The sequence below is a fragment of the Thermostichus sp. MS-CIW-34 genome (assembly GCF_054060435.1).
On record NZ_JBSSDE010000017.1, the window covers coordinates 19968 to 39445 of the forward strand.

Consider the following 19478-nt stretch of genomic DNA (forward strand, 5'->3'; position numbering starts at 1 on the left):
TCCCGTATTTTTACCGTCTGTATGGATACCATCTTCAGGAAGGAATTAAAGGGGCAGCTAAGGTACGCTTAAGAAGACAAGAAGTTACCCCCGCCTGAGTCAAAACTCAGGGGAGAACATGGGCAGGCTTTTTCCCCTAATCCCCCAATTCGGGATCCGGTCGTACCCGCACCCCCATCTGGCGCAGCAGGCGTAAAGAGTTTTCTGGCCCATCGATCATCTGCTGCTCGTTGATCCAGTAGGTGGCAATGCCCAGGTCTTCTAGAAATCGCACATAGGGATCTGGCGGTGGCCCATCGAAAACGGCGGCCTTCTGAACGGAAAAGCCCTGCTCGATCCAAGGGCCGAGGGCAAAGCGCTCATAGTAGAGCAACTGTCCCACTACTTCCTGCAAAGCCTCTGCCGCATCCTTGTGGTGCAGGAGCTTCACTTCGGCCAAAAGCAGATGCCCGTCCGCCACGGCCAAAAAGTCAAAGGTATGCTGATCCTCCCGGACTTCCAATCCTGCCAGGCGGAACCAGCGGCGAAACTGGTGCAAGATCTCGTTGTGGCGCTCGCTGCGCTCCAACTGACGTCGACGGCGGCGTTCTGCCATCAGCGGGTCTGTCCCGGCGCTGTGAGGGATCCCACTGCTGCGGAACTGGGGCGGCTCATCGGGATCCAAAACCACCTTGCCCCCAGCAGGTTGATGCAGGAGGGGCGGCATCTGGGGCAAGAGTTCTGTGGATCCCCACTCCACCTCTGGCTGCTGAGCCCAGGTAAGCAGGTGTCGATTCAAGGGGTGCTCAGGGTGGGTGTCGAACAACAGGTGCAGTTGAGACTGGCTAAACTGAAAATCCAGACGAAATTGCTCGATGGAGAGGCTGCTCCGCCCCTTTTGCAAAGTTTCCTGGCCAAAGTAAAGCATCACCAAGAGCGGGTAAATCGGCAGCGGACGATGGGAGGGAATGAGCATCGCCCACATGTCATCCGTCCAGTGGGGGAGCAGGATCTCGGCCTGTTTGCCTTTGCCCACCACCTGCAACATTTTGGGGTGTCCCGGCTGCCAGCCACAGGGGTGATCGTCAAAGCCGCAAGTCTGTCGCCCTTGATCCACGCTCAAGGGGTAGCGCCCATCATAAAGGCGGAAAGGACAGAGATCCCGGTCTTCGGCCAAAAAGCGCTCGTCTTGCCACAAGTGGGCCGCCAAGGCATGACAGCCGATCCCTTCCTGGCTGTTGCAGGCTTTGAGCCAGCGCCGCTCCGCCAGTTTCCCGCCCACTTTGCTCGGGGCCAGGGGCCGGATCAAACCGTTTTCCCCCTGGTTGAACAGAGGCCACACCAAAGGCTCGCCAGTTTCGGGTAGGGTCGGCAAAAGAGGATGGGTTTTGCTGTAAAACGGGTCGCAAATGCGCTGGGCCACTTGCTGCAAGGGCAGTCCGCGAGGGGATCCCACCCAAGGCAGCAGAGATCCCGATCCGGCCTGAGCGCGGTGATACTGGATGGCCAGAGCCACCTCTAGCCCTATGGGACGGAGTTCCGGCGTGAGCTGCCGGTAGCGCTGCAGCAGCCGGGAAGCCTGCACAAACAGGTCGTAGCGCCGAACGGGAACTGCGTCAGCCATAGTGTTGCAGGAAAAGCTCCCCACTGCCTTGGGCAAGAGCTGGCACAGACAAGCACCATGGCCTCAAGAAATGAGACCTTGGCAACTGTCTCTGCAGACCCTGACCTTGCCGAGGATATCGGGCCGACACCCCCTCCTCTTGGCACCAGGTCAGTTGTCAGTGTAGTAGAGAAACTCTAGGGCGAGAAGATGCTGCCCCTCGCTTGCAGGTTGTGGGAAGAATGCGCAGTAGGCCCTAACGCCACGGCCACCCAGGAAAGGGGCGCTCTGTCTCTGCATCACGGTCGTACTCCGTAGGTCGGCCTGTATCCCCCTGAATCACCAAGCTGCCTACGTAATCGGCCTCTCGGTAGACGCGGGCAATTTGATGGTGGATTTGGGCCATGTCCTCGGCGGAGACCACGCCATTGTCGGTGGCTTTGTAGAACTGGATCGTGACCCGAATGGGAAAGCGGGGATCCCGCTTGATGTCGAGGTTGTTGACCTCGGTGAAGGGGCCTTCCACCGGCCCATGTCCGATGACAGCGGCTTCTACATTGCTGAGGCCAGCCAGGTTGGCTGCGGGTCCGGAATTGACAGAGATATCCTCAACTTCCCTTCGCGGCGGCTGCCGCTGATGAAGAGGCACTTGGATCAGCATCACCAGATTCAGGGCTTCTTCTGCTACTTCCGCCGAATGGGGATCTCTGGGGGTTGGGTTGGCGGCTTGCTCGGCCCGAAAATCGCTGAGGCGCTGCCCGGTGAGGCTGGCCCGTTCACCGTTTTGATTGAAGAAAAGGCGCTGGCCCCAAATAGCCCCGCCCACCCTATCTTCGGTGCGGTTCTCGATCACCGTAATGCTGGTGCCCTCGCGGGTGGCCAAGATTGCCAGCACGGCTGGGTTACCGGGATAGGATTGGTAGTTGAACAACACCGGGTTGAATTGGGCAGAGCCCCCGGCAGGGATAGGCAAAAAGGCAGCTTGGGCGCTCACCAACACATGGCTATCCCGTGGAGCCAGCAGGGAGTTCCGGTTGCCGGCCCAAGAGCCGGGATCATGTAAGTAGCGGCGCAGATTCCCCAGCAGCTCTCGCAGCGACACGGGTTGCAGGGGTTTTCCTTTTTCGTTGCCCACCAGCACCTGTAGGCTATCGAGGGGCAGGTCGGCAGACAGATCGGCAAAGTTGGGGTAGCGGATCACCGGCATCAAGCTCAGCTCGTAGTGACCCGTTCTGGGGTTGAGCTGTTGTACCTGGATGGTCATGTCGCTGATGTTGGGGCCAAGGGCAGATCCCTTGTGGCGTCCGGTATCTTCCCAGGTGATGTTGACGATATCCAGCCCATACTGCTTTGCCAAGGCTCGCGCTTGCGGATCCCAGGTCATGGAGATCGTCTGGTCAATCACCTGCCTGTAGGCCAAGTATTCCGCCCACTCTGAAGGAGTGGGGGAAGAAAGGGACTGGTGGAGCGGAAAATCCATAGGGGTTGCCTGCGAGGTGGACACCATCAGTGTAGGGACGAGGGCTGCTCCGGCCAGGGAAATGCCCACCCAGCTCAGTGAACTCAGCAGCCAGGGGATGGGGGCGCGCATAGCAATATTCCTGAGGATTGGAAATTGGGGGACTATACCCTGACAATAGCTCCCAAAAGGGGAGAGGACGTGGCGGTTTCGCTTTTGGCAACCCCATGCTTTTGCCGGGATCCCAGGCTGCCTGGGCTACGATAAAAAGCTGTAGCACCCTTTCGAATCATTCCAGATCATGGCCAGTATTCGCCGGGATCCCGAGGTCAACGCTTCTGTAACTCCAGCTTCTCCAGAGCCTCAGGTGCAGGTTCAGTCTTTGCCGCTGCATGTCATGTTCCGCCTGGGCCTGTTTCAAATGGGCTTGGGAATGATGTCGCTGCTCACTTTGGGAGTGCTGAACCGCGTCATGATCGACACGGATCTGCTGGCCATCCCGGCAACGGTGGTGGGGGGATCCCTGGCCATGCACCAGTTGGTCTCCCCGGCTCGGGTTTGGTTTGGGCAGCTCTCGGATGCCAAGCCCCTGTTTGGCCTGCATCGCACCGGCTATGTGCGTCTGGGATCGGTGCTATTTGCCGTTTGTATCTTCCTGGGGGTGCAGGTGGTGTGGGGTTTGGGGGATAGCTTTGCGGCTACGGGCTGGTCTGGAGCCACCTATGGCTGGATAGGCTTGGCCTGTTTGATGTTTGCCCTTTATGGTCTCTGCCTCAGCGCCTGCTCCACGCCTTTTGCGGCTTTGCTGGTGGATGTGTCAGACGAGGACAACCGCTCTAAGTTGGTGGGGATCGTCTGGTCTATGTTGATGGTGGGGATTGCCGGCGGGGCCATTGGCTCGGCAGTTCTGCTGCGCGGCTTGGATCCGGACAACCTGCAGAGCACCATTAATCGCCTCTTCATCATCATTCCAGCCGTGGTGATCCTGCTGGGGGTGGTTGCCACCTGGGGGGTGGAAAAGCGCTATTCCCGCTACGGATCCCGTTCCACCCTGGCCGGACGGGAAGACCAAATCACCCTTGGCACGGCCATCAAGGTGCTGACCGCCAGCCGCCAAACCCTGATCTTTTTCGGCTTCTTGGTGTTGATGACCATGGGCCTGTTTATCCAACAGCCGATCCTAGAACCCTACGGCGGCGAGGTGTTTGGCATGACGGTGGCCCAGAGCACCCAGCTCAATGCCTTTTGGAGCCTGGGTATTTTGGCAGGGATTGTGCTGACCGGATTTTTCATTGTGCCCAAGCTGGGCAAACAGACAACGGCCCGTCTGGGCTGTCTGCTGGTGGCCATCTCTTTTGGGCTGACCATTGCATCAGGGTTTACAGGCAATTCACGGCTGTTGCAACTGTGCATGATCCTGTTTGGTTTGGCTTCTGGGATCACCACCAATGGCGCCATTACCCTCATGTTGGATTTGACGGCAGCGGAGACGGCAGGCACCTTTATCGGGGCTTGGGGACTGGCCCAGGCCATGTCCCAGGCGGTTTCCACCTTGCTCGGCGGGGCTTTGCTCGATCTGGGGCGCATTCTCTTCCCCACTTCTTCAGTGCTTGCCTATGCCACCGTCTTTGGGGTGGAGGCAGCGGTGATGTTGCTGGCCGTGTATTTGCTGGGACGGGTGAGCGTGGCCGAGTTTCGCGAAAAGACCAACCGTGCGCTCACCCAGGTCATGGCTCTGGAGTTGGAGGGCTAGCAACGCAGAGCTGGCTCGTAGTGGGGGCAGCCCTGACAGGGCCCGCTGGGGTTGACGGCACAACGCAGCAAGGGCGAGTGAGCATTAAACCGACAGGAGGGATCCCCCAGGAACCTTCCCACTTCCTGAGGTGGGGTGACCGAACGCACCAGGGCGCGGATCCCACACAGGTGGTATTTGCCTTGCCGGAGCCGGTAGGAATGACGCTTTTCCAGAACTAGGTAGTGCTGCTCTGCCAGTTGGACGTAGGTGCCCGGATGGGGACTGCTCTCCCAAGGACATTCCTCCACCACCTCTCCTGAATCCACATCAATCCACTGAATGGGCAGGGTCAGGTTGGGGGAAGACATAAGGTGCCAACGGAGCCAGTTTAGGGCAGCAGACTACAGGATGATGGGCTTGGTTTGACCCATGATAAGACCTGGGCAGCTTTTTCCGGCAACACTGACTAATGTTCCTAATGTTCTCTCTTCTGTGACTTGGATCCCGCTGATTTACAGAACTTCTACAAAGTCAAGCCCAGAAAAAGCTGTATCAGAAAAAGCTGTATTTAGAAAGCTGTATTCAGTGTAATGGAGTAATGGATTTTCCGCAGCGGGCGGAGAACGGGATAGGTTGGGCCTGTGGCGGCGAAAAGACGGATGCTTCGACTAGCTATTGGAATGGGCTTGGCGGGCCAGTTGGGTGAGAAAGGCCAGAGGATGACGGTTTTGGAGCTGCTGCCTAATCCGCTCTTGCAGGATTTCCTCTTGCCAGGGATCCCCAGAGGACAGCCACTCTAGGTAGCTGAGCCCCGCCACCCGTGTCAGATAGGCCCCCGTCACTGCCTGCAGGGGGATCCCCATAACCATCAAGGGGCTGGCCTTGAGCAGAGAGCCCAAAGCCTGAGTAGCCAGCTCCAGCCCCCCCAGTTGCACCACCATTTGCGCCAAACTCTGGGCAATTTGCTGGGCCCGGCGCAAGGTAATGCGTCGGTCAAACACCTGGTGCAGTTCCCCGATCATGCGCGCCTGAATGGCTACTCCTGCCAGCACATCCAAAGCAGGAAGAGGGTTTGCCGCCAGGGCAGCAGCGGTGGCCCACTGCATCCGTTCCACGATCTGGCGACCCTGTTGGCGACGTTCTTCTTGGAGGGCCTGCTGGACGGCTTCGCTGAGAGTTCGGGTTTGCAACAAGGCATTGGCCAAGCGCAGGTGGGATCCCTTCTGCTGCAGCAGGTGAGCCATTTGTTGGATGAGGGCCTCTGTCTCGGGGGGCTGCGGCTCCCAAGTTTCCCACACAGAGCCATCTTCGGAGTAGTAGCGAACCTTGAGGGGCTCTGGATCAGCGGCGATGGCCACCACCTGTTCGGCAGGGATAACACCGGCGGTGCGTCGGCGCAAATGGGCCAAGATGGTCTCTACATCCTCCGGCAGCATCTGATCGGTTTTGTTGAGGGCCAGGATGGCGGATTTGCCCAGCCGGGCCAACTCCAGCATTTCGGCATATTCCGAAGCCAGCAGGTCTCCGGCCACCACCAAGATCAGCAGATCCGCCTTCTGGGCCAGGGCGCGGGCTTCCGCTTCCCCTGCTCCCCCAATCGTCAGCAGCCCAGGTGTGTCGGTAAGGGAAATGGGGCCGTTCCAGCCCTCCAATTGGTAGGTGTGGATGGATCCCTGCTGGGTGGTGCCCAGGGTGGGGGCTGTTTCGCCCACTGGTCGGCCCATCAAGGCATTGATCAACGAGGTCTTGCCGGCGGAACTGGTGCCGAACACCACCAGATGCAATTCCTCCTGGTTAAGCCGCTGATTGATCTCTTGCAGCTTGGCACGCAGGGCACGGCGACTGATGTCATTCTGTAGCTTCTGGATCAGGCGATCGGCATCTTCCAGATCGGCTTGCACCTGATTCCGCGTTAACTTAACCCGCCGCAGCGGTTGTGTCCGCTGGTTTGGAGTACTTTGCCGTCGGCCAGCCTGCTGCCACCAATGGCGCGCTGCCAGACCTGCTGCTGCTGTCCCCCCAAGGATGGCGCCCACCACCAGCTCCGCAAGAGGCTCGGAGTGGGGAGCCACGAAGCTGTAGATCCCGCCAACCCATTGCAGATATTGGCTCAGGGCCGCCAAACCCAGCCCTGCCCACAACCACACCCAAGTGGAGCGCGACAGCACCATCCCAACCCACAGCCTGCCCAGATCTCCAGATCAAAAAGCCAAAATCGACCGGTCATCCCAGAGGACAGCCCCCGCTGTCAACTGAATCTGCAACCGCTTCTCCAGCATAGGGCTTGCTGTAGCTGAGCATACAATTTTGTCAAGAGTTTTGCTGGGGATCAGCCACCCGCAAGTAAAAGAGGAAGGGGAAGCAGGAAGTCAAAAGCGCCCTCAGCTCAACCGGCCCCATGAGCCAGGGATCCCCTCTCCCAAAATCGCCGGCGGCTCCAGCGGTGCCGGCAAAAACTCGCCCCCGCGATAATCCAACAGCTGTGCCAGCAGCAAGTAGCCCACCCCCAGAGCAATGGCCAGGATCCCTGTAACGATTGCTACCCACTTAGGCCGCTCCACGCTGAATCTCCCCAATAAAGTGCTGGATCTCGATGCTTCTATGATGCCCGAAGTGGTGGCCCAATTCCTAACGCGGCGGGATCAAGACTGCATCGATGACGTGGATGATGCCGTTAGAGGCTTGAATATCGGCGGTCAAAAGCCTTTCTCTCACGGGTGGCCCTAGAGTAGAGCAGAGAGCACCTTGGCGCAGAAACAGCTGCCGTAAAGTTCGGTATCCTGGGGCTGTGATTGCTGGAGAGGAGAAAGGCCGTCAAGTACCCCCATTCTTAGCTGGGGGCTTGTGGGAGTAGGGCCTAGCCAGCCTGAAACCCCAAGGGCAAGGAAAGACTAGCCTGCCCAAGCAACCCAGTCATGGGGGGCGTTTGAAGGAGACTGAGCCGACTGGGCGTGGCAGCCCAAAGTACGTAGCGAATGCTTCCCTAGTTTGCTACCTCTACGTCGGCCAGGGGCGAAGGGATGTACATACTCCGCAAGGAGACTTACCGCATGTTCGTGCCCGTCGTAGACCACAACCAAAACCCCCTCATGCCGACCACTCCCAGCCGGGCGAGGCGGTGGGTTAAATCCGGCAAGGCTACTCCCTTTTGGAAGAGAGGGGTGTTTTGTGTTCGTCTCAACGGGGAACCTTCTGACCGGCAAACCCAACCCATAGCCGTCGGTATTGACCCAGGAAGCAAGAAAGAAGGGTGGTCGGTCAAATCAGCCGCACACACCTACCTCAACATCCAAGCGGACGCGGTTAATTGGGTGAAGGAGCATGTTGAGCAGCGTCGAAACATGCGTCGGTTGAGGCGGTATCGCCAAACGCCCTGTCGGCAACCGAGAGCGAACCGGGCTAGAGGCGGATTGCCCCCTTCCACCAAGGCTCGGTGGCAGTGGAAGCTCTGTCTTGCCAGGTGGCTGAGCAAGTTGTTTCCCATATCCGTATTTGTGGTGGAGGACATTAAGGCGAAGACCTCAGGCCAGCGTCGCTGGGACGTGTCTTTCTCCCCCCTAGAGGTGGGTAAGCAGTGGTTTTATCAACAACTAGCGGGCTTGGGGCAAGTGTTGATCCGTTCAGGGTGGGAAACCCAGCAGATGCGGGACGCCCTTGGGCTGAAGAAAACCAACAAAAAGACAGCCGAGGTCTTTGAGGCTCACTGCGTGGATGCGTGGGTGTTGGCTAACTCCGTAACCGGTGGGCACCTGCAACCTGACAACCGGCAGATGCTCATAGTAGTTCCTCTACGGTTTCATCGTCGTCAACTGCATCGTTTGCAACCGGCCAAAGGTGGGAAAAGACTGCCCTACGGGGGGACTATCAGTCTGGGTTTGAAGCGCGGCAGTTTGGTGCGTCATCCCAGGTGGGGGCTCACTTTTGTGGGTGGCAGTTCTGGGGGGAGGTTAAGTTTGCATTGCTTACGGAGCGGGAAGAGGTTGACGCAGAGCGCCAAAAGAGAGGATGTGCGGTACTTATGCTTTTGTTCCTGGAGGTTTTATGGAGAGTAAAGCCGCCCTCAAGAGCGGGGTTTCAGACCTAGGTTGTGTTGATCTTTAGCCAGAAGAGAGCACCTGCGAAGTAGAGAAAGCTCAAGAAGTTCCTGGCCAACTTGTCAAAACGAGAAAACAAATGCCGATACTGCTTTAGCTTCTGAAAAAAAGCACTCTACTAGGTGCCTCTCTCTGTAAACATGCCGGTCGTAATCTCGCACCACCCTCCTCTTCTTCCTAGAAGGAATCACCACCCGACTCTCCCTTATCACTTTCGTGCGTTCTTTTTGCCAGCTGTATCCACCTCGACTCCTGCCCAAGGCTTGCTCCCCTCTGGCTGCACAGGGGTGAGCACGAACGATAGTTGAGTCCAGGATAAGATGCTCTCAATCGGGTTCTGTGATGAAGAACTGAAACATTCTTTCCCAGACTCCCAAGCGACTCCAGTGATGGAATCTTGGGTAAACGGTGTACCACTTTCCACATCTTTCCGGGAGGTAGCGCCAGGGGGAGCCAGAACGAGCCATCCACAGCACGCCCTCGATAAACCGCTTGCATCCTGCCTCTTTGCCAATGTGGGGTTCTGTTCGCAGAAAAGCCAGAATCTTTTGCTATTTATTGTCATCTATGACAAGGCAACTCATCAGACCTTGCCCAAAAACTATCCTCACCTCATACTAAAAGTAAACACAGCCTAGTTTTTTCGATGAACGGGATCCCGTCGTGGCTGCGGCAACTCCGCTGCTGGCTGCCCTGGGTTGCTCTGCTTCTCATTCTGGTCTTGATCGGCTACTGGGTGGGTCCTCGGCCCAGAGCCTACCCCCAAGAGCCGGAGCTGCCCACCCTGGCCCCTCTGCCGCAGCACCCCCGCATCCGGGTGGTGTTCAACCAAAGCCGGGAAAGCACCTATCGGGATCCCTACCGCCAGATCCGCCGCTACGGCTACAACCTGGAAGAGTTGATCATTTCCCAGATTCGCTCCGCTCGGCAGTCGGTGGATATTGCCGTGCAAGAGCTGAACCTACCGCTCATTGCCCAAGCTCTGGTGGAGCGGCGGCAGGCGGGGATCCCTGTGCGTTTTATTACTGAAAACACCTACGTGCGAGCCTGGCACCAGCTCACCCCTGACCAAGTGCGGGCGCTGGACGAGCGCAGCCGTCGCAAGTTCGAGGAGTACCGCAACCTGGTGGATGTGAACCGGGATGGACGGTTTTCTCCCGAGGAGATTGCCAGCCGAGATGTGTACGCCTTGCTGGATGGGGGGCGGGTGCCCTGGCTGGATGATACCGCCGATGGCTCCAAGGGCAGCGGCCTGATGCACCACAAATTTGTGGTGATCGACGGGCAGAAAGTCTTGACCGGATCGGCCAATTTCACGCTCTCTGATATTCACGGGGACTTTGATGCGCCTGGCAGTGTCGGCAATGCCAACCATCTGCTGCTGCTGGACAGCCCGGAGCTGGCCCGCCTCTACACCGAGGAATTTGATCTCATGTGGGGCGATGGCCCCGGTGGCTTGACCGATAGCCGCTTCGGCGTGCAAAAGCTCAAGCGTTCCCTGGAAACGGTGTACATTGACGATGCCATTGTGGGGGTTCACTTTTCTCCTACCAGTCGCTCCCTGCCCTACGAAGCCACCTCCAACGGCATTATTGCCGCCACCCTGGCCCAAGCCCGGCAACAGGTGGATCTGGCTCTGTTCGTCTTTACGGATCCGGGCATTGCCAACCAACTCAGGCAACTGCGCCAGGAGCGTAACGTGGAGATCCGCGGGGTGTTCGACCCTGGTTTTGCCTTCCGGGACTACAGCCGCACCCTGGAGATGTGGGGGCTGTTGCTCCCCGACGAAAAGTGCCAGGTGGAGGCGGCGCGCCTGCCCTGGACGCTGCCGGCCCAGTCTGTAGGCATACCCAACCTCGCCCCCGGCGATAAGCTGCACCATAAGTTTGCCATCATCGATCCCGGCACCGCCAACGCCACCGTGATCACCGGATCCAACAACTGGTCGGTCTCGGCCAACCACCTCAACGACGAAAACTTCCTGATCATCCGCAATAGCCGAGTGGTGGATCACTTTGTGCGGGAGTTCGACCGGCTCATTGCCGATGCCCGCTTTGGCCCCAGCCGCCGCCTGCAACAACAGGCAGAAGAGGCGTCCCGTCGCTGCCCCAACCCCGTCCCCGTTGCCGCTTCCTTGCCTGAACCGGAGCCGGAGCTGCTGGAAGTCGAGGTCGTTCTTCCTCCTGAGGCGGGATCCCCTTCCCCGTCGGTTGCTTTTCCGGTGGCGTCTCCTGGGGGATCCCCTCGCGTTAACCTGAATACGGCCACGGCGGCGGAGCTGGAACAGTTGCCCGGCATTGGCCCCGCCCTGGCGCAGCGCATTATCGAGGCCCGCCCCTTCTCCTCTTTGGAGGATCTGCAACGGGTCAATGGCATTGGCCCAGCCCGGATTGAGCAGCTGCGGGATCGGGTAACCTGGTAGGAGTTAGCCCCCTCTTGGTCAGGTTGAGGGCGCGGAGTGCTTTCGGAAGTTCATCCCAGAGCAGCTCCTAAAGGGCCTCTCCCCTCGAATAAACCCCAAATTAAACCCCAAATATAGTCATTTCAGTTCAAACCAGGACACTGCACCCACGCCTAAAATGTTGGTCGCATCGGCGTTGCAGAGCAATAATGCAGGGGGCCAAAAGGCTTTTCAAGGACTCCGTCCCGCTGGCGCGATCAATGGCCCAGGTGTCTCACCCTAATCTGAAACGACTATAAATCAGGGATGCATAAGTCTATTCAGAAAGCTCCAGAAACGCTCCCATGCGGCGAAACTTTTGGTAGCGCTCCTCGCGCAATTCTCGCCCGCTCAGGCTAGAAAGTTCCTTGAGATGCCTGAGAAGAGCCTCTTTGAGGGTTTGAGCAGCTTCCAAGGGCGCGCGGTGGGCGCCGCCAACCGGCTCTGGCAGGATCTCGTCGATCACCTCCAGTTGCAGCAGGTCTTGGGCGGTAATGCGCAGGGCTGCCGCCGCTTGGGGAGCCTTCTTGGCATCCTTCCAGAGAATAGCCGCGCAGCCTTCCGGCGAGATCACGGAGTAGACGGCGTGCTCGAACATCAGGATGCGGTTGCCCACCCCAATGGCCAAGGCTCCGCCCGATCCCCCTTCGCCGATGACAGTGCAGATGATGGGGATCTCCAGCCGGAAAAGGGTCTGCAGGTTGGTGGCAATGGCCTCTCCTTGGCCCTCGGCTTCCGCCTTAACGCCTGGGTAAGCCCCCGGCGTATCGATGAAGGTGAGCAGGGGCAGGCCGAAGCGGTGGGCATGTTCCATTAGCCGCAGGGCTTTGCGGTAGCCGGCAGGATTGGGCATCCCAAAGTTGCGGTGGATGTTGTCTTTGGTGTCGCGACCCTTTTGGTGGCCGAGGATCATCACCGGCTGATCCCCCAGCTTGGCCAACCCGCCCACAATGGCTGGATCGTCCTGGCCGTGGCGATCCCCGTGCAGCTCAAACCAGTCGTCACAGATGGTCTGTACGTAATCCAGGGTGGTGGGGCGGCGGGGGTGACGGGCCACCTGGAGCCGTTCTACTGGCGTGAGCTGGCTGAAGATCTCGCGGCGCAGCTCTTCGGCTTTGGCTTCCAATTGGCGAATCTGCTCAGAAGCATCGATGTCGTTTTCTTCTGCCAAGGCCCGAATTTCTTGAATTCGTTGCTCCAGGGCGGCAACAGGCTGCTCAAACTCCAGCAGCAGGCGGTCGGTGGACTTGGTCATGACCGGTTGGCTAAATTTCGGGAGCGTGCTGTGACCGGCAGAGGCTGCACAGATTTCGGGGTCAGGCTTTGATCTTCTCACATGTAGATCCCGTAGGCTAGAGGGAGCAATCCCCCTACTGCCCAAGAGGGATCCCTTGTCTGCTTCTGTCTCTTCTCCCCCTTCACCCCTTCCCCCCTGGCTGCGCTGGGGGGTGGTGGGATCCGTCGTCCTGGCCATTGCAGGGGGCGCCTTTTGGCACTACGGGCGGCCCGAGCGGCAAATCCGGGCCCACACCCAGAGATTGCTGCGGGCGGTGGAGCAGCGCAACTGGGATCAGGTGGAGATGTTGGTATCTGAGGCCTATAGCGATGGTTGGGGCCTGAACAAGCAGCGGGCGCTGGCCTACAGCCGCGAGATCTTCGGCCAATTTTTTCGCTTGCGCCTCCAACCCCAAGCGCTGCAGGTGCAGCTCGACCTAGGGGATCCCAGTCGCCAAGGACGGGCCACCCTCTGGTTTGTTATCGAGGGCTCCGGCGGCCCCTTGGCCAACCTGACGCGAGATCAGGTGAACGCCTTGGAGCAACCCTTCCAATTGAATTGGCAGCGACGGGGTGGGGATCCCTTTCGCTGGGAGCTAACCCGCGTGGAGAATCCAGAGCTGCAACTGCCCCTTCTCCCTTCTCAAGAACAGGCAGGCCAGAGATGAGGGTCGAACACCAACAGGGGGAGCTGACCTTCAACTGGCGGGATCCACTGCACAATACCCCTTTGGCGGGCCTGAGCTGCATAGCGGCTGGGGAGGGCTGCAACTGGGAGGATGTCAGGCGGCGCAGGCTGCCGAGTGAGGGCGTTTCCCAGGTATTGGCCAAGTCGGATGGGCCGGGCCTGCCCTAGGTCAGACTCCAGTGGACTGACCTCCCCACAGCTCTTGCAGATAAGCCTGGCAGCGGCGCAGCAGTTGCCGACTCTCTTCAAAACTGATCTGCTCCAAGGCTTCGGAGTAGGAGCACCAGCGGTAGGCGGCCACCTCCTCTGGTTGCACCTGTAGCTCAGGGGGAGGAAATTGGGGCGGCAGCAAGGCCACGTAGTAGGTAACGGTTTTGGCCACTCGGTTCCCCTCTGGATCCGTAAAGGTGTAGGCTTCCTGCAGCGTCAAAGGGTCAGACTGGCCGGGCAGGGTCAGAAGCTGGTAGTCGGTCAAGCCGGTTTCCTCTCGCAATTCTCGCTGCGCCGCCTCCAGGTCGCTTTCGGAGCTATCCTTGTGCCCTTTTGGGAAAGCCCAATGCCCCTTCTGGTGCTGGATGAGCAGATACAAATGCGAAGAGCCCAGTCTGGGAGCTTCCTGGGCGGGTGGGTGGGGCAGGATGGGGATCACCCCATAGGCAGCATCTATCAGCATTGGGGAGCTAATCTCCAAAGAGTTTGATGGCTGGCGGCTTAGGAGCGAAGACCTCGTTGGGATCCACCTGCGGGCGCTCTACCCCCTGCAGGGGCGAGAGGGGGCGACCGGTGTCGAATTGGAAGAGATAGATGGGCAACTGGCCATTCCCCAGAGGCAAAAGAGCTAAAGTATCGATTTGGGTCAGGGCGTTGCGGCTGGTGGGTCGGGTTAGGTTGAAAGCAACGATTCGGTCTTCCAAGGAATTGTCCGGGCTGGAGCGCCGGCCCAGGCCAATGCTGAACTGCTGGTTGCCCTGCTCATCCACTCCCAAGGCCCGCACATCTCCCAACTCCGCTTGAGGAGCGCTCCCCGGCAGGCCGGCTACCACCGGCGGCGCATCCACCGGCGGCTGCGAAGGCAAAAAGCGCAACTCCCCACCTTCCGGTAGGATTTGGTAGTCCTGATAGTCGTGCTGGATGGAAAGGGATCCCCTGAACACGCGGCGGTTCAGGCCCTCCAGGGTCCAAAAGCCATAGCCCAAATTGATGCGGGTGCTCTCCGGCAGCCAGTAGCGCTCCCCTCCCTCGGGAGCTGGCACCGCCGTAAACCCCATCAGGACATAGGCCTGCCCCCACACCCCCGACAAAAACAGCAACACCTGCCGCGGCAGCCCCGACTGCGGATCCAGCCACAGCTCCCGCAACTGGCCTTCCTGAATGGGCTCTAGGCGCAAGTGCTGGACAGGGGATCCAGCCAAATCCACCCGTTCTGAGGAGAGGACGCGGTAGCGGCTGGGATCCGCCTTCAAGTAAAAGCTCACCGAGGGCAAGAGGGCTTCCGGTCGGCTCACATACACCGAGTACAGCTGCAGCAGATCCGACTGGTTCACCACTTCCAATTGGCGCGAATCCAAGAGGCGGATGCGATCCCCTTCGGCTACCCAAGCCTGCCAACTGCCGTCGCGGCGGTAGAGCACATCCAACGTGGCTGTGAAGGTTTGGGATCCCTCTACCCGCACCTGCTGGCGATATTGCAAGTTGGGCAAAGGGGGCAATTGCTCTAGAGCGGCGTTGTAGCGCTCCAGCCAAGCTTGGGGATCCTGCTTAGGGCTGGCAAGAGAAGAGGGAGCCGATTGGGCCACGGCTGGATCCCCTGACGGCAGACCGACCAGTCCCGTTGCCAGGAACACCACCCCGCCGAGATAGCCCCAGCCTCGAAGGGATCCCTGCCACTTCCTAAATTGGGAGGGTTCAGGGAACATCAGCTCACCTCGCAACACCGCTCTTGCTGCCCTTCTTGCCACTGCTTCTGCCGGGATCGGAGCGCTTCCCACGACCGTGAGTAACCCTTTGGAAGGGATCCCTACTCTCTGCCCGCCGATTGAGTACGCCTATGTACGCCTATTCAATGGAAATGGATTGGGGGCCGTCGGAGCGACCGGAAGGCGGGGGCTCCTCCACCCTCAGCCCCTGGGACTCCAGCCAACTGCGCAGCGGATCTTGCTTCACATCCAAACGCAGCAGGCCGCTGAGAAAACCGCCACAGAACGGAACAGGATTGCTCAGAAAGGTCTTCCAGACCTCATTCATCTCCATAGCCGCAACACCAACCACCCCCCCAATCCTAGCAAGGCCGGCAGGTGGGGATCCCCTCCCTTGGCTAGACGGCAATCAACTTCTCTCGGTTTATGTTCTGCAGCACACTAAAAATGCTGTTGCCAATGCGCTGGAACTCTTTACTGCTTTTGTCGGCAAAGTGCAATACCCAAGGAAGCCTACAGGCTTGAAAACCACTGGCGGGATGAAGCTGGGAGAGATGGTAAGTTTGTATAGCCAGAACTTCCAAAGGAGTGTTGCCGTGTTCATGGACAACTCGCAGCGGTCTTGCGCTGCCAATTGGCACCGAGGACTTCTTAATGGGCTGGCTTGTTACGAGCATAAATGACCTTCGTTCATGGTCAAAAATGACAGTGCCCATTGCAGCGTCTCTATAGCTTCCTTTTTCCTCTCTTCCCATTCTGACTGTGCCACTTTTGCGCACTCCAACAATATCCGCAGCAATCTTTTCTTTTCTTAGTTCCTCAATTGTTTTATCAAATTCGCCTCTTTGAACTAAGCCATCCCTCATCAAAAGAACCTTTCTAGGGTAGCGATGAAATTTGTTGTAGAATCTATTGACGAGCTTGGACACGGTTTGATAAATTGCCTCGCCGGAAAAAGTTTCTCCTCTTTGTATATCGGGCAACTCCCAGCCTAAGCTTTGACCATTGGCCAGTACCGCGAAGGCAGAGGTTCCGTAGTAAAGCTCTCGATTCGTCCCCACATCAAAACCAATGGTAAGCTCGGAGCACTCAGGATGATCGAGGGGTTCAAGCAACACGGGTTGCCACGCAGCTTTACACAGAAGTCCTAGTACGACATTTAGAGCTTTGTAGGGGTCAGCTCCAGGAATCATAAACTGAGTTGCTATTCCTGCTCGAAGTGCTTGCAAGCGGATCTTTTGCTTGTGCTCATTAGGCGACAAGGGCATGACAACCAGAACGGTTTTGATCCCTTTGTCGGCCCAGCTTTGCCAAAACCTCTGTTGAGCAAGGTCGCCTTCAGGCAAATCTTGACGGGTTGCGTAAAAGTCTATTTCAACTCTTGCTCCGCTCTTTTTAGCTACTTCAAGTAGGCACTTGCGAACCTCAGTAGGATACTCACGTTTATTATCGTCAAGATTTAGAAGTCCAAACTTTGTCTCGCCAACTCTTGCACATCCTTGGTACCTAACTCTCGCGGGGTTTTGGACTTGTCTATGACCAAACCCCAATAGCCTTGGCCTTGGCATAATGTATCCTTCTGCTTTTAGGGGATCAGCCTGAAAGTCAGAAATATTGTAGACATTTTCTATAATAGTTTTTGCGGTCTCTTTAGACTCTTTCAATCTCTCTTCTAAACTTTTTCTGATGTGCTCGCTAACCAAGGAGCTAACTTTTTTGCCAGTCCATCTTTGATCTTCTATACTTGCTAGCATCTCCAAAGTTAAAACAGGCGACAGTCTCCGCGATAGATGAAGGATAGGCTCTGCCTTTTGTCTGAAATTGCGTTCTCTCGAGACCACTTGAACCACCAGAGAGCCATCAACTTCTTCTGGAGTTGCTCCGTACTTCTGTACATGATAATCCGCTAAGCTAGTGTTTAGCTCCGCTAACCATACTTCCCTTGGCGACTGATTGGAAATAATGCCTCGATACTCCCAAGTTGGGTATTTATTATTTTTTGTCCTGTATGTGTTTCGTACAATTTCAATTGAGACATCTGGGTAATTTTCCAGCCACTCATGCAGCGTCCATGGGCTGTAGAAATGGTATCGGATGTCGATCTCTAGATAGAGCTTCTTATCTTGTCTAATAACAACGTCTAGCTCTCTTCCTCTGTGAACCTCCCACCCATCTCCGCAAAGTGGTTTTACTCCTTCCGAGTCCTCAATCCGTTCTACTCCTTCCAGACCCGTAACCCACCAGATCAATCCTCCTCCTGTTGATCGCTCAATCTCTGTTCTTTTGTACTTAGATCTTAGACTCCAATCTAGTTTCTTGCGCTCGAAAGTTTCTAGAGCCTGTCTCTCTGTAGGGTCTGTACAATCTAGAGCCTTAGAACCAAGCTCTTCCAACTCCCATTCCTCTGTTTTGAGTTTACTGGCCGGAACTTTTTCTCGGGTTATGATGCGATTTCCCAGACGAACAGCCATTACACCTAGCTGATTACAAATCTTGGAGAGAGCCCTCTGCTCCTCTCCTAGATCTGGAAGAGGGTTTGGCCTGCAACTATACTCATAGAAGGTGAGCTCTTCTTGAGTTAGCTCCTTGACGAAGAAGCGATTAAGAGTAACCTCAACTTTCTTCTGGAGTAAATTCATTGGCAGACTCTAGTTTCAAGTTTCTCTCTAGGATCTCTAGGATAAGCTCTAATTCTCCTGCTCTTCACGAGGGATCTCCAAACAACCCTGGCGGAGCCAAATCTCTGCTGATCGCCTCCGCCTGAAACCGACCGCTCATGCCCACCACCTGCCACTCGGCGCTGCGATTTCCCTGGCGGAAGCGCAGCCGTCGGGCTCGCAAGGGCACCACTTCTACGACTTCTACCGGAAAGTGTTGGTATTCGCCCAAGTACTCCCGGTAATCCGGGGGTAAGTTTGAATGACTGTGGATTTGAATCCAAAACACCCGTCCCGCTTCGTTGCCATAGGCGCGGATCTGCTCTTGACCTCGGTATTGCTCCACCCCCCGCAAGCGCTGTCGCCCCACCGGCATGGGCTGTGCCCATTCGGGCAAGGGATCCCCTAAGCTCACGGCCCACCCTGGCCCACCTAGCCCCAACCAACACAACAACAGCAGTCCCCAAACCCAAGGCCATCTGCGCGGCGTGCTGTTCCCGGTTTTCAAGGCTCGACCGAACATGGCAAGTTTTTCTCCGCAATTGAACCCAACGTTAACGTTTGGGATGGTTCAAAACAACTTTGTCTCAACGCACGCGAAAGCCGATCCGCCCGCCCTCAACATCGAAGGCAACGTCGATATTGAAAAACAGCGGCATGCCCAACAGTTGCACCCCCTGGTTGCCGTTGACGAAAATCCGATCTCGACTGGGCGTAATGGGAAAGCCAACCCGAATGCGGTAGTCAAAAGCCCCCTCCAGCACAGCTCGCCATTCAGCGCCGGGGGGCAAGGTCGAGGTGGAGAAAGGAGCTGCCCCCAACAGCCTGACATTGAGAAAAATGTCGGAAGAACCACTGTCAAAAACGGTGGGGCTGAGGGCATTTTGAATGGAAGTGTTGCTAATGCTGTAGGCCACTTGCAAAGCCTCATCCCGCCAGATGGGTGTGCCATCGGGAAAGCTTCCCACCTGGGGAAACTGCCGGAAATTGAAGCCGGCGGTGTTGGCAGCCGTTAGGCCAACCGTGAACAGGCCCTGGGTGGAGTTGAAGCCCCCCGTTTGGATCATGTACCCAGAGCGAAAATTGCCCGGAAGACGGGTGAGCGGGCTAAACAGCTCCCGGTTGGGGCTGCGCTCATCCAAGGACGTGCCTAGGATCCCGGCGAAGGGCCGCCCTTCTCCAAACAAGTTCTCTGAACAACTGGCCACCAGGGCGTCCACACAGGTGATCCGGTCGATCAACTGAATTGTTACCGGCTCTCGACTGGGGATCCCTCCTATGCTGAAGGGGGCGCGGGCCAACACGCCGATAAATTGCGTGCCATCTCCAAACGTCACGGTGGAAGGGATCCCCGTCCGCTCCAGGCCAAAGCGACCTGCTGCTGTCGCTATGATGCGCAAACCTGCCGAGCCGGTATCCAGTAACACCTCAGCTCCGCTCCCGGCCACCCCCACTGTCAGGCCCAGGAGCTTGAAGCGGCTGTTGCCCAGGGTACGCACCGGCATGGGAATCGACTCGGTTCCCGGTTGAGGTGGGAGAGGGATCAACGCAGGGGGGGAAGCCACAGATTCCCCCTGGCCAGAACAGCCGGCACCGAGCAGCAGCAAGGCCAAGATCCCAACTAGGGCGATT

18 protein-coding genes and 1 pseudogene are annotated in these 19478 nt (G+C 57.6%); 5 read left to right on the top strand and 14 right to left on the bottom strand.

Annotated elements, in window-relative coordinates; all coding sequences use genetic code 11:
- Window positions 1-136: 136 nt before the first annotated feature.
- Complete coding sequence (locus tag ACVWYY_RS07645; protein ID WP_414349737.1) at window positions 137-1603, bottom strand: hypothetical protein; 1467 nt, start codon at window positions 1601-1603, stop codon at window positions 137-139.
- Window positions 1604-1838: 235 nt separating this feature from the next.
- Window positions 1839-3173 (bottom strand): hypothetical protein, encoded by a 1335-nt coding sequence (locus tag ACVWYY_RS07650; RefSeq protein WP_457440101.1) that lies wholly within the window; start codon window positions 3171-3173, stop codon window positions 1839-1841.
- A 169-nt stretch (window positions 3174-3342) separates the two neighbouring features.
- Here ACVWYY_RS07650 and ACVWYY_RS07655 point away from each other — a divergent pair, with 169 nt between their 5' ends.
- Entirely contained in the window at window positions 3343-4794 is a 1452-nt protein-coding gene (locus tag ACVWYY_RS07655) for a BCD family MFS transporter (protein WP_457440103.1), read from the top strand.
- On the opposite strand, the gene ACVWYY_RS07660 is transcribed toward ACVWYY_RS07655, so the two are convergent.
- The 4 genes from ACVWYY_RS07660 to ACVWYY_RS07675 all read right to left on the bottom strand — a co-directional run bounded on the left by ACVWYY_RS07660 (window position 4791) and on the right by ACVWYY_RS07675 (window position 7491).
- A complete protein-coding gene (locus tag ACVWYY_RS07660; RefSeq protein ID WP_457440105.1) occupies window positions 4791-5144 on the bottom strand; it encodes a DUF6464 family protein in 354 nt (117 codons plus the stop codon). The genes ACVWYY_RS07655 and ACVWYY_RS07660 overlap by 4 nt on opposite strands.
- A 300-nt stretch (window positions 5145-5444) precedes the next feature.
- On the bottom strand, window positions 5445-6947 hold the full coding sequence (locus ACVWYY_RS07665; RefSeq protein WP_457440107.1) for a DUF697 domain-containing protein: 1503 nt from the start codon (window positions 6945-6947) through the stop codon (window positions 5445-5447).
- Between the two features lie 210 nt (window positions 6948-7157).
- Window positions 7158-7337: a hypothetical protein gene (locus ACVWYY_RS07670; protein ID WP_414341967.1), complete on the bottom strand. Its 180-nt coding sequence runs from the start codon at window positions 7335-7337 to the stop codon at window positions 7158-7160.
- Window positions 7338-7404: 67 nt separating this feature from the next.
- Window positions 7405-7491, bottom strand: a complete 87-nt coding sequence (locus ACVWYY_RS07675; RefSeq protein ID WP_457384026.1) for a fasciclin domain-containing protein — start codon at window positions 7489-7491, stop codon at window positions 7405-7407.
- Between the two features lie 335 nt (window positions 7492-7826).
- Here ACVWYY_RS07675 and ACVWYY_RS07680 point away from each other — a divergent pair, with 335 nt between their 5' ends.
- Entirely contained in the window at window positions 7827-8828 is a 1002-nt protein-coding gene (locus ACVWYY_RS07680) for an RRXRR domain-containing protein (RefSeq protein WP_414413128.1), read from the top strand.
- A 28-nt stretch (window positions 8829-8856) separates the two neighbouring features.
- Here ACVWYY_RS07680 and ACVWYY_RS07685 read toward each other — a convergent pair.
- Window positions 8857-9415: pseudogene (locus tag ACVWYY_RS07685) on the bottom strand (transposase).
- A 101-nt stretch (window positions 9416-9516) separates the two neighbouring features.
- On the opposite strand from ACVWYY_RS07685, the gene ACVWYY_RS07690 reads away from it, so the two are divergent.
- On the top strand, window positions 9517-11292 hold the full coding sequence (locus ACVWYY_RS07690; RefSeq protein ID WP_457440110.1) for a phospholipase D-like domain-containing protein: 1776 nt from the start codon (window positions 9517-9519) through the stop codon (window positions 11290-11292).
- A gap of 295 nt (window positions 11293-11587) precedes the next feature.
- Here the strand turns inward: ACVWYY_RS07690 and ACVWYY_RS07695 are convergent, their stop codons facing one another.
- Window positions 11588-12565: an acetyl-CoA carboxylase carboxyltransferase subunit alpha gene (locus tag ACVWYY_RS07695; RefSeq protein ID WP_414399575.1), complete on the bottom strand. Its 978-nt coding sequence runs from the start codon at window positions 12563-12565 to the stop codon at window positions 11588-11590.
- Window positions 12566-12701: 136 nt separating this feature from the next.
- Between ACVWYY_RS07695 and ACVWYY_RS07700 the strand changes: the two genes are divergently transcribed.
- Together ACVWYY_RS07700 and ACVWYY_RS07705 are read left to right on the top strand one after the other, a co-directional pair.
- Entirely contained in the window at window positions 12702-13253 is a 552-nt protein-coding gene (locus ACVWYY_RS07700; RefSeq protein ID WP_414383228.1) for a hypothetical protein, read from the top strand.
- Entirely contained in the window at window positions 13250-13441 is a 192-nt protein-coding gene (locus tag ACVWYY_RS07705; RefSeq protein ID WP_457403893.1) for a hypothetical protein, read from the top strand. The genes ACVWYY_RS07700 and ACVWYY_RS07705 overlap by 4 nt, the downstream gene beginning before the upstream one ends.
- Before the next feature lies 1 nt (window position 13442).
- On the opposite strand, the gene ACVWYY_RS07710 is transcribed toward ACVWYY_RS07705, so the two are convergent.
- The 6 genes from ACVWYY_RS07710 to ACVWYY_RS07735 form a co-directional block, all read right to left on the bottom strand.
- A complete protein-coding gene (locus tag ACVWYY_RS07710; protein ID WP_457403895.1) occupies window positions 13443-13946 on the bottom strand; it encodes a bis(5'-nucleosyl)-tetraphosphatase in 504 nt (167 codons plus the stop codon).
- Between the two features lie 7 nt (window positions 13947-13953).
- Entirely contained in the window at window positions 13954-15261 is a 1308-nt protein-coding gene (locus ACVWYY_RS07715) for a hypothetical protein (protein WP_457403896.1), read from the bottom strand.
- Between the two features lie 67 nt (window positions 15262-15328).
- Entirely contained in the window at window positions 15329-15541 is a 213-nt protein-coding gene (locus ACVWYY_RS07720; RefSeq protein ID WP_238376814.1) for a hypothetical protein, read from the bottom strand.
- 46 nt (window positions 15542-15587) lie between these two features.
- Complete coding sequence (locus ACVWYY_RS07725) at window positions 15588-17828, bottom strand: argonaute PAZ domain-containing protein (protein WP_457403897.1); 2241 nt, start codon at window positions 17826-17828, stop codon at window positions 15588-15590.
- A gap of 64 nt (window positions 17829-17892) precedes the next feature.
- Entirely contained in the window at window positions 17893-18369 is a 477-nt protein-coding gene (locus tag ACVWYY_RS07730) for a hypothetical protein (RefSeq protein ID WP_457403898.1), read from the bottom strand.
- Window positions 18370-18433: 64 nt separating this feature from the next.
- A complete protein-coding gene (locus ACVWYY_RS07735) occupies window positions 18434-19411 on the bottom strand; it encodes a hypothetical protein (RefSeq protein ID WP_457440112.1) in 978 nt (325 codons plus the stop codon).
- Window positions 19412-19478 lie beyond the last annotated feature (67 nt).

Bases quoted from the DNA above. Each gene is read 5' to 3' on its own strand.
- ACVWYY_RS07645 (WP_414349737.1), bottom strand. From the start codon at position 1,603: ATGGCTGACGCAGTTCCCGTTCGGCGCTACGACCTGTTTGTGCAGGCT.
- ACVWYY_RS07650 (WP_457440101.1), bottom strand. From the start codon at position 3,173: ATGCGCGCCCCCATCCCCTGGCTGCTGAGTTCACTGAGCTGGGTGGGC.
- ACVWYY_RS07655 (WP_457440103.1), top strand. From the start codon at position 3,343: ATGGCCAGTATTCGCCGGGATCCCGAGGTCAACGCTTCTGTAACTCCA.
- ACVWYY_RS07660 (WP_457440105.1), bottom strand. From the start codon at position 5,144: ATGTCTTCCCCCAACCTGACCCTGCCCATTCAGTGGATTGATGTGGAT.
- ACVWYY_RS07665 (WP_457440107.1), bottom strand. From the start codon at position 6,947: ATGGTGCTGTCGCGCTCCACTTGGGTGTGGTTGTGGGCAGGGCTGGGT.
- ACVWYY_RS07680 (WP_414413128.1), top strand. From the start codon at position 7,827: ATGTTCGTGCCCGTCGTAGACCACAACCAAAACCCCCTCATGCCGACC.
- ACVWYY_RS07690 (WP_457440110.1), top strand. From the start codon at position 9,517: ATGAACGGGATCCCGTCGTGGCTGCGGCAACTCCGCTGCTGGCTGCCC.
- ACVWYY_RS07695 (WP_414399575.1), bottom strand. From the start codon at position 12,565: ATGACCAAGTCCACCGACCGCCTGCTGCTGGAGTTTGAGCAGCCTGTT.
- ACVWYY_RS07705 (WP_457403893.1), top strand. From the start codon at position 13,250: ATGAGGGTCGAACACCAACAGGGGGAGCTGACCTTCAACTGGCGGGAT.
- ACVWYY_RS07710 (WP_457403895.1), bottom strand. From the start codon at position 13,946: ATGCTGATAGATGCTGCCTATGGGGTGATCCCCATCCTGCCCCACCCA.
- ACVWYY_RS07725 (WP_457403897.1), bottom strand. From the start codon at position 17,828: ATGAATTTACTCCAGAAGAAAGTTGAGGTTACTCTTAATCGCTTCTTC.
- ACVWYY_RS07730 (WP_457403898.1), bottom strand. From the start codon at position 18,369: ATGTTCGGTCGAGCCTTGAAAACCGGGAACAGCACGCCGCGCAGATGG.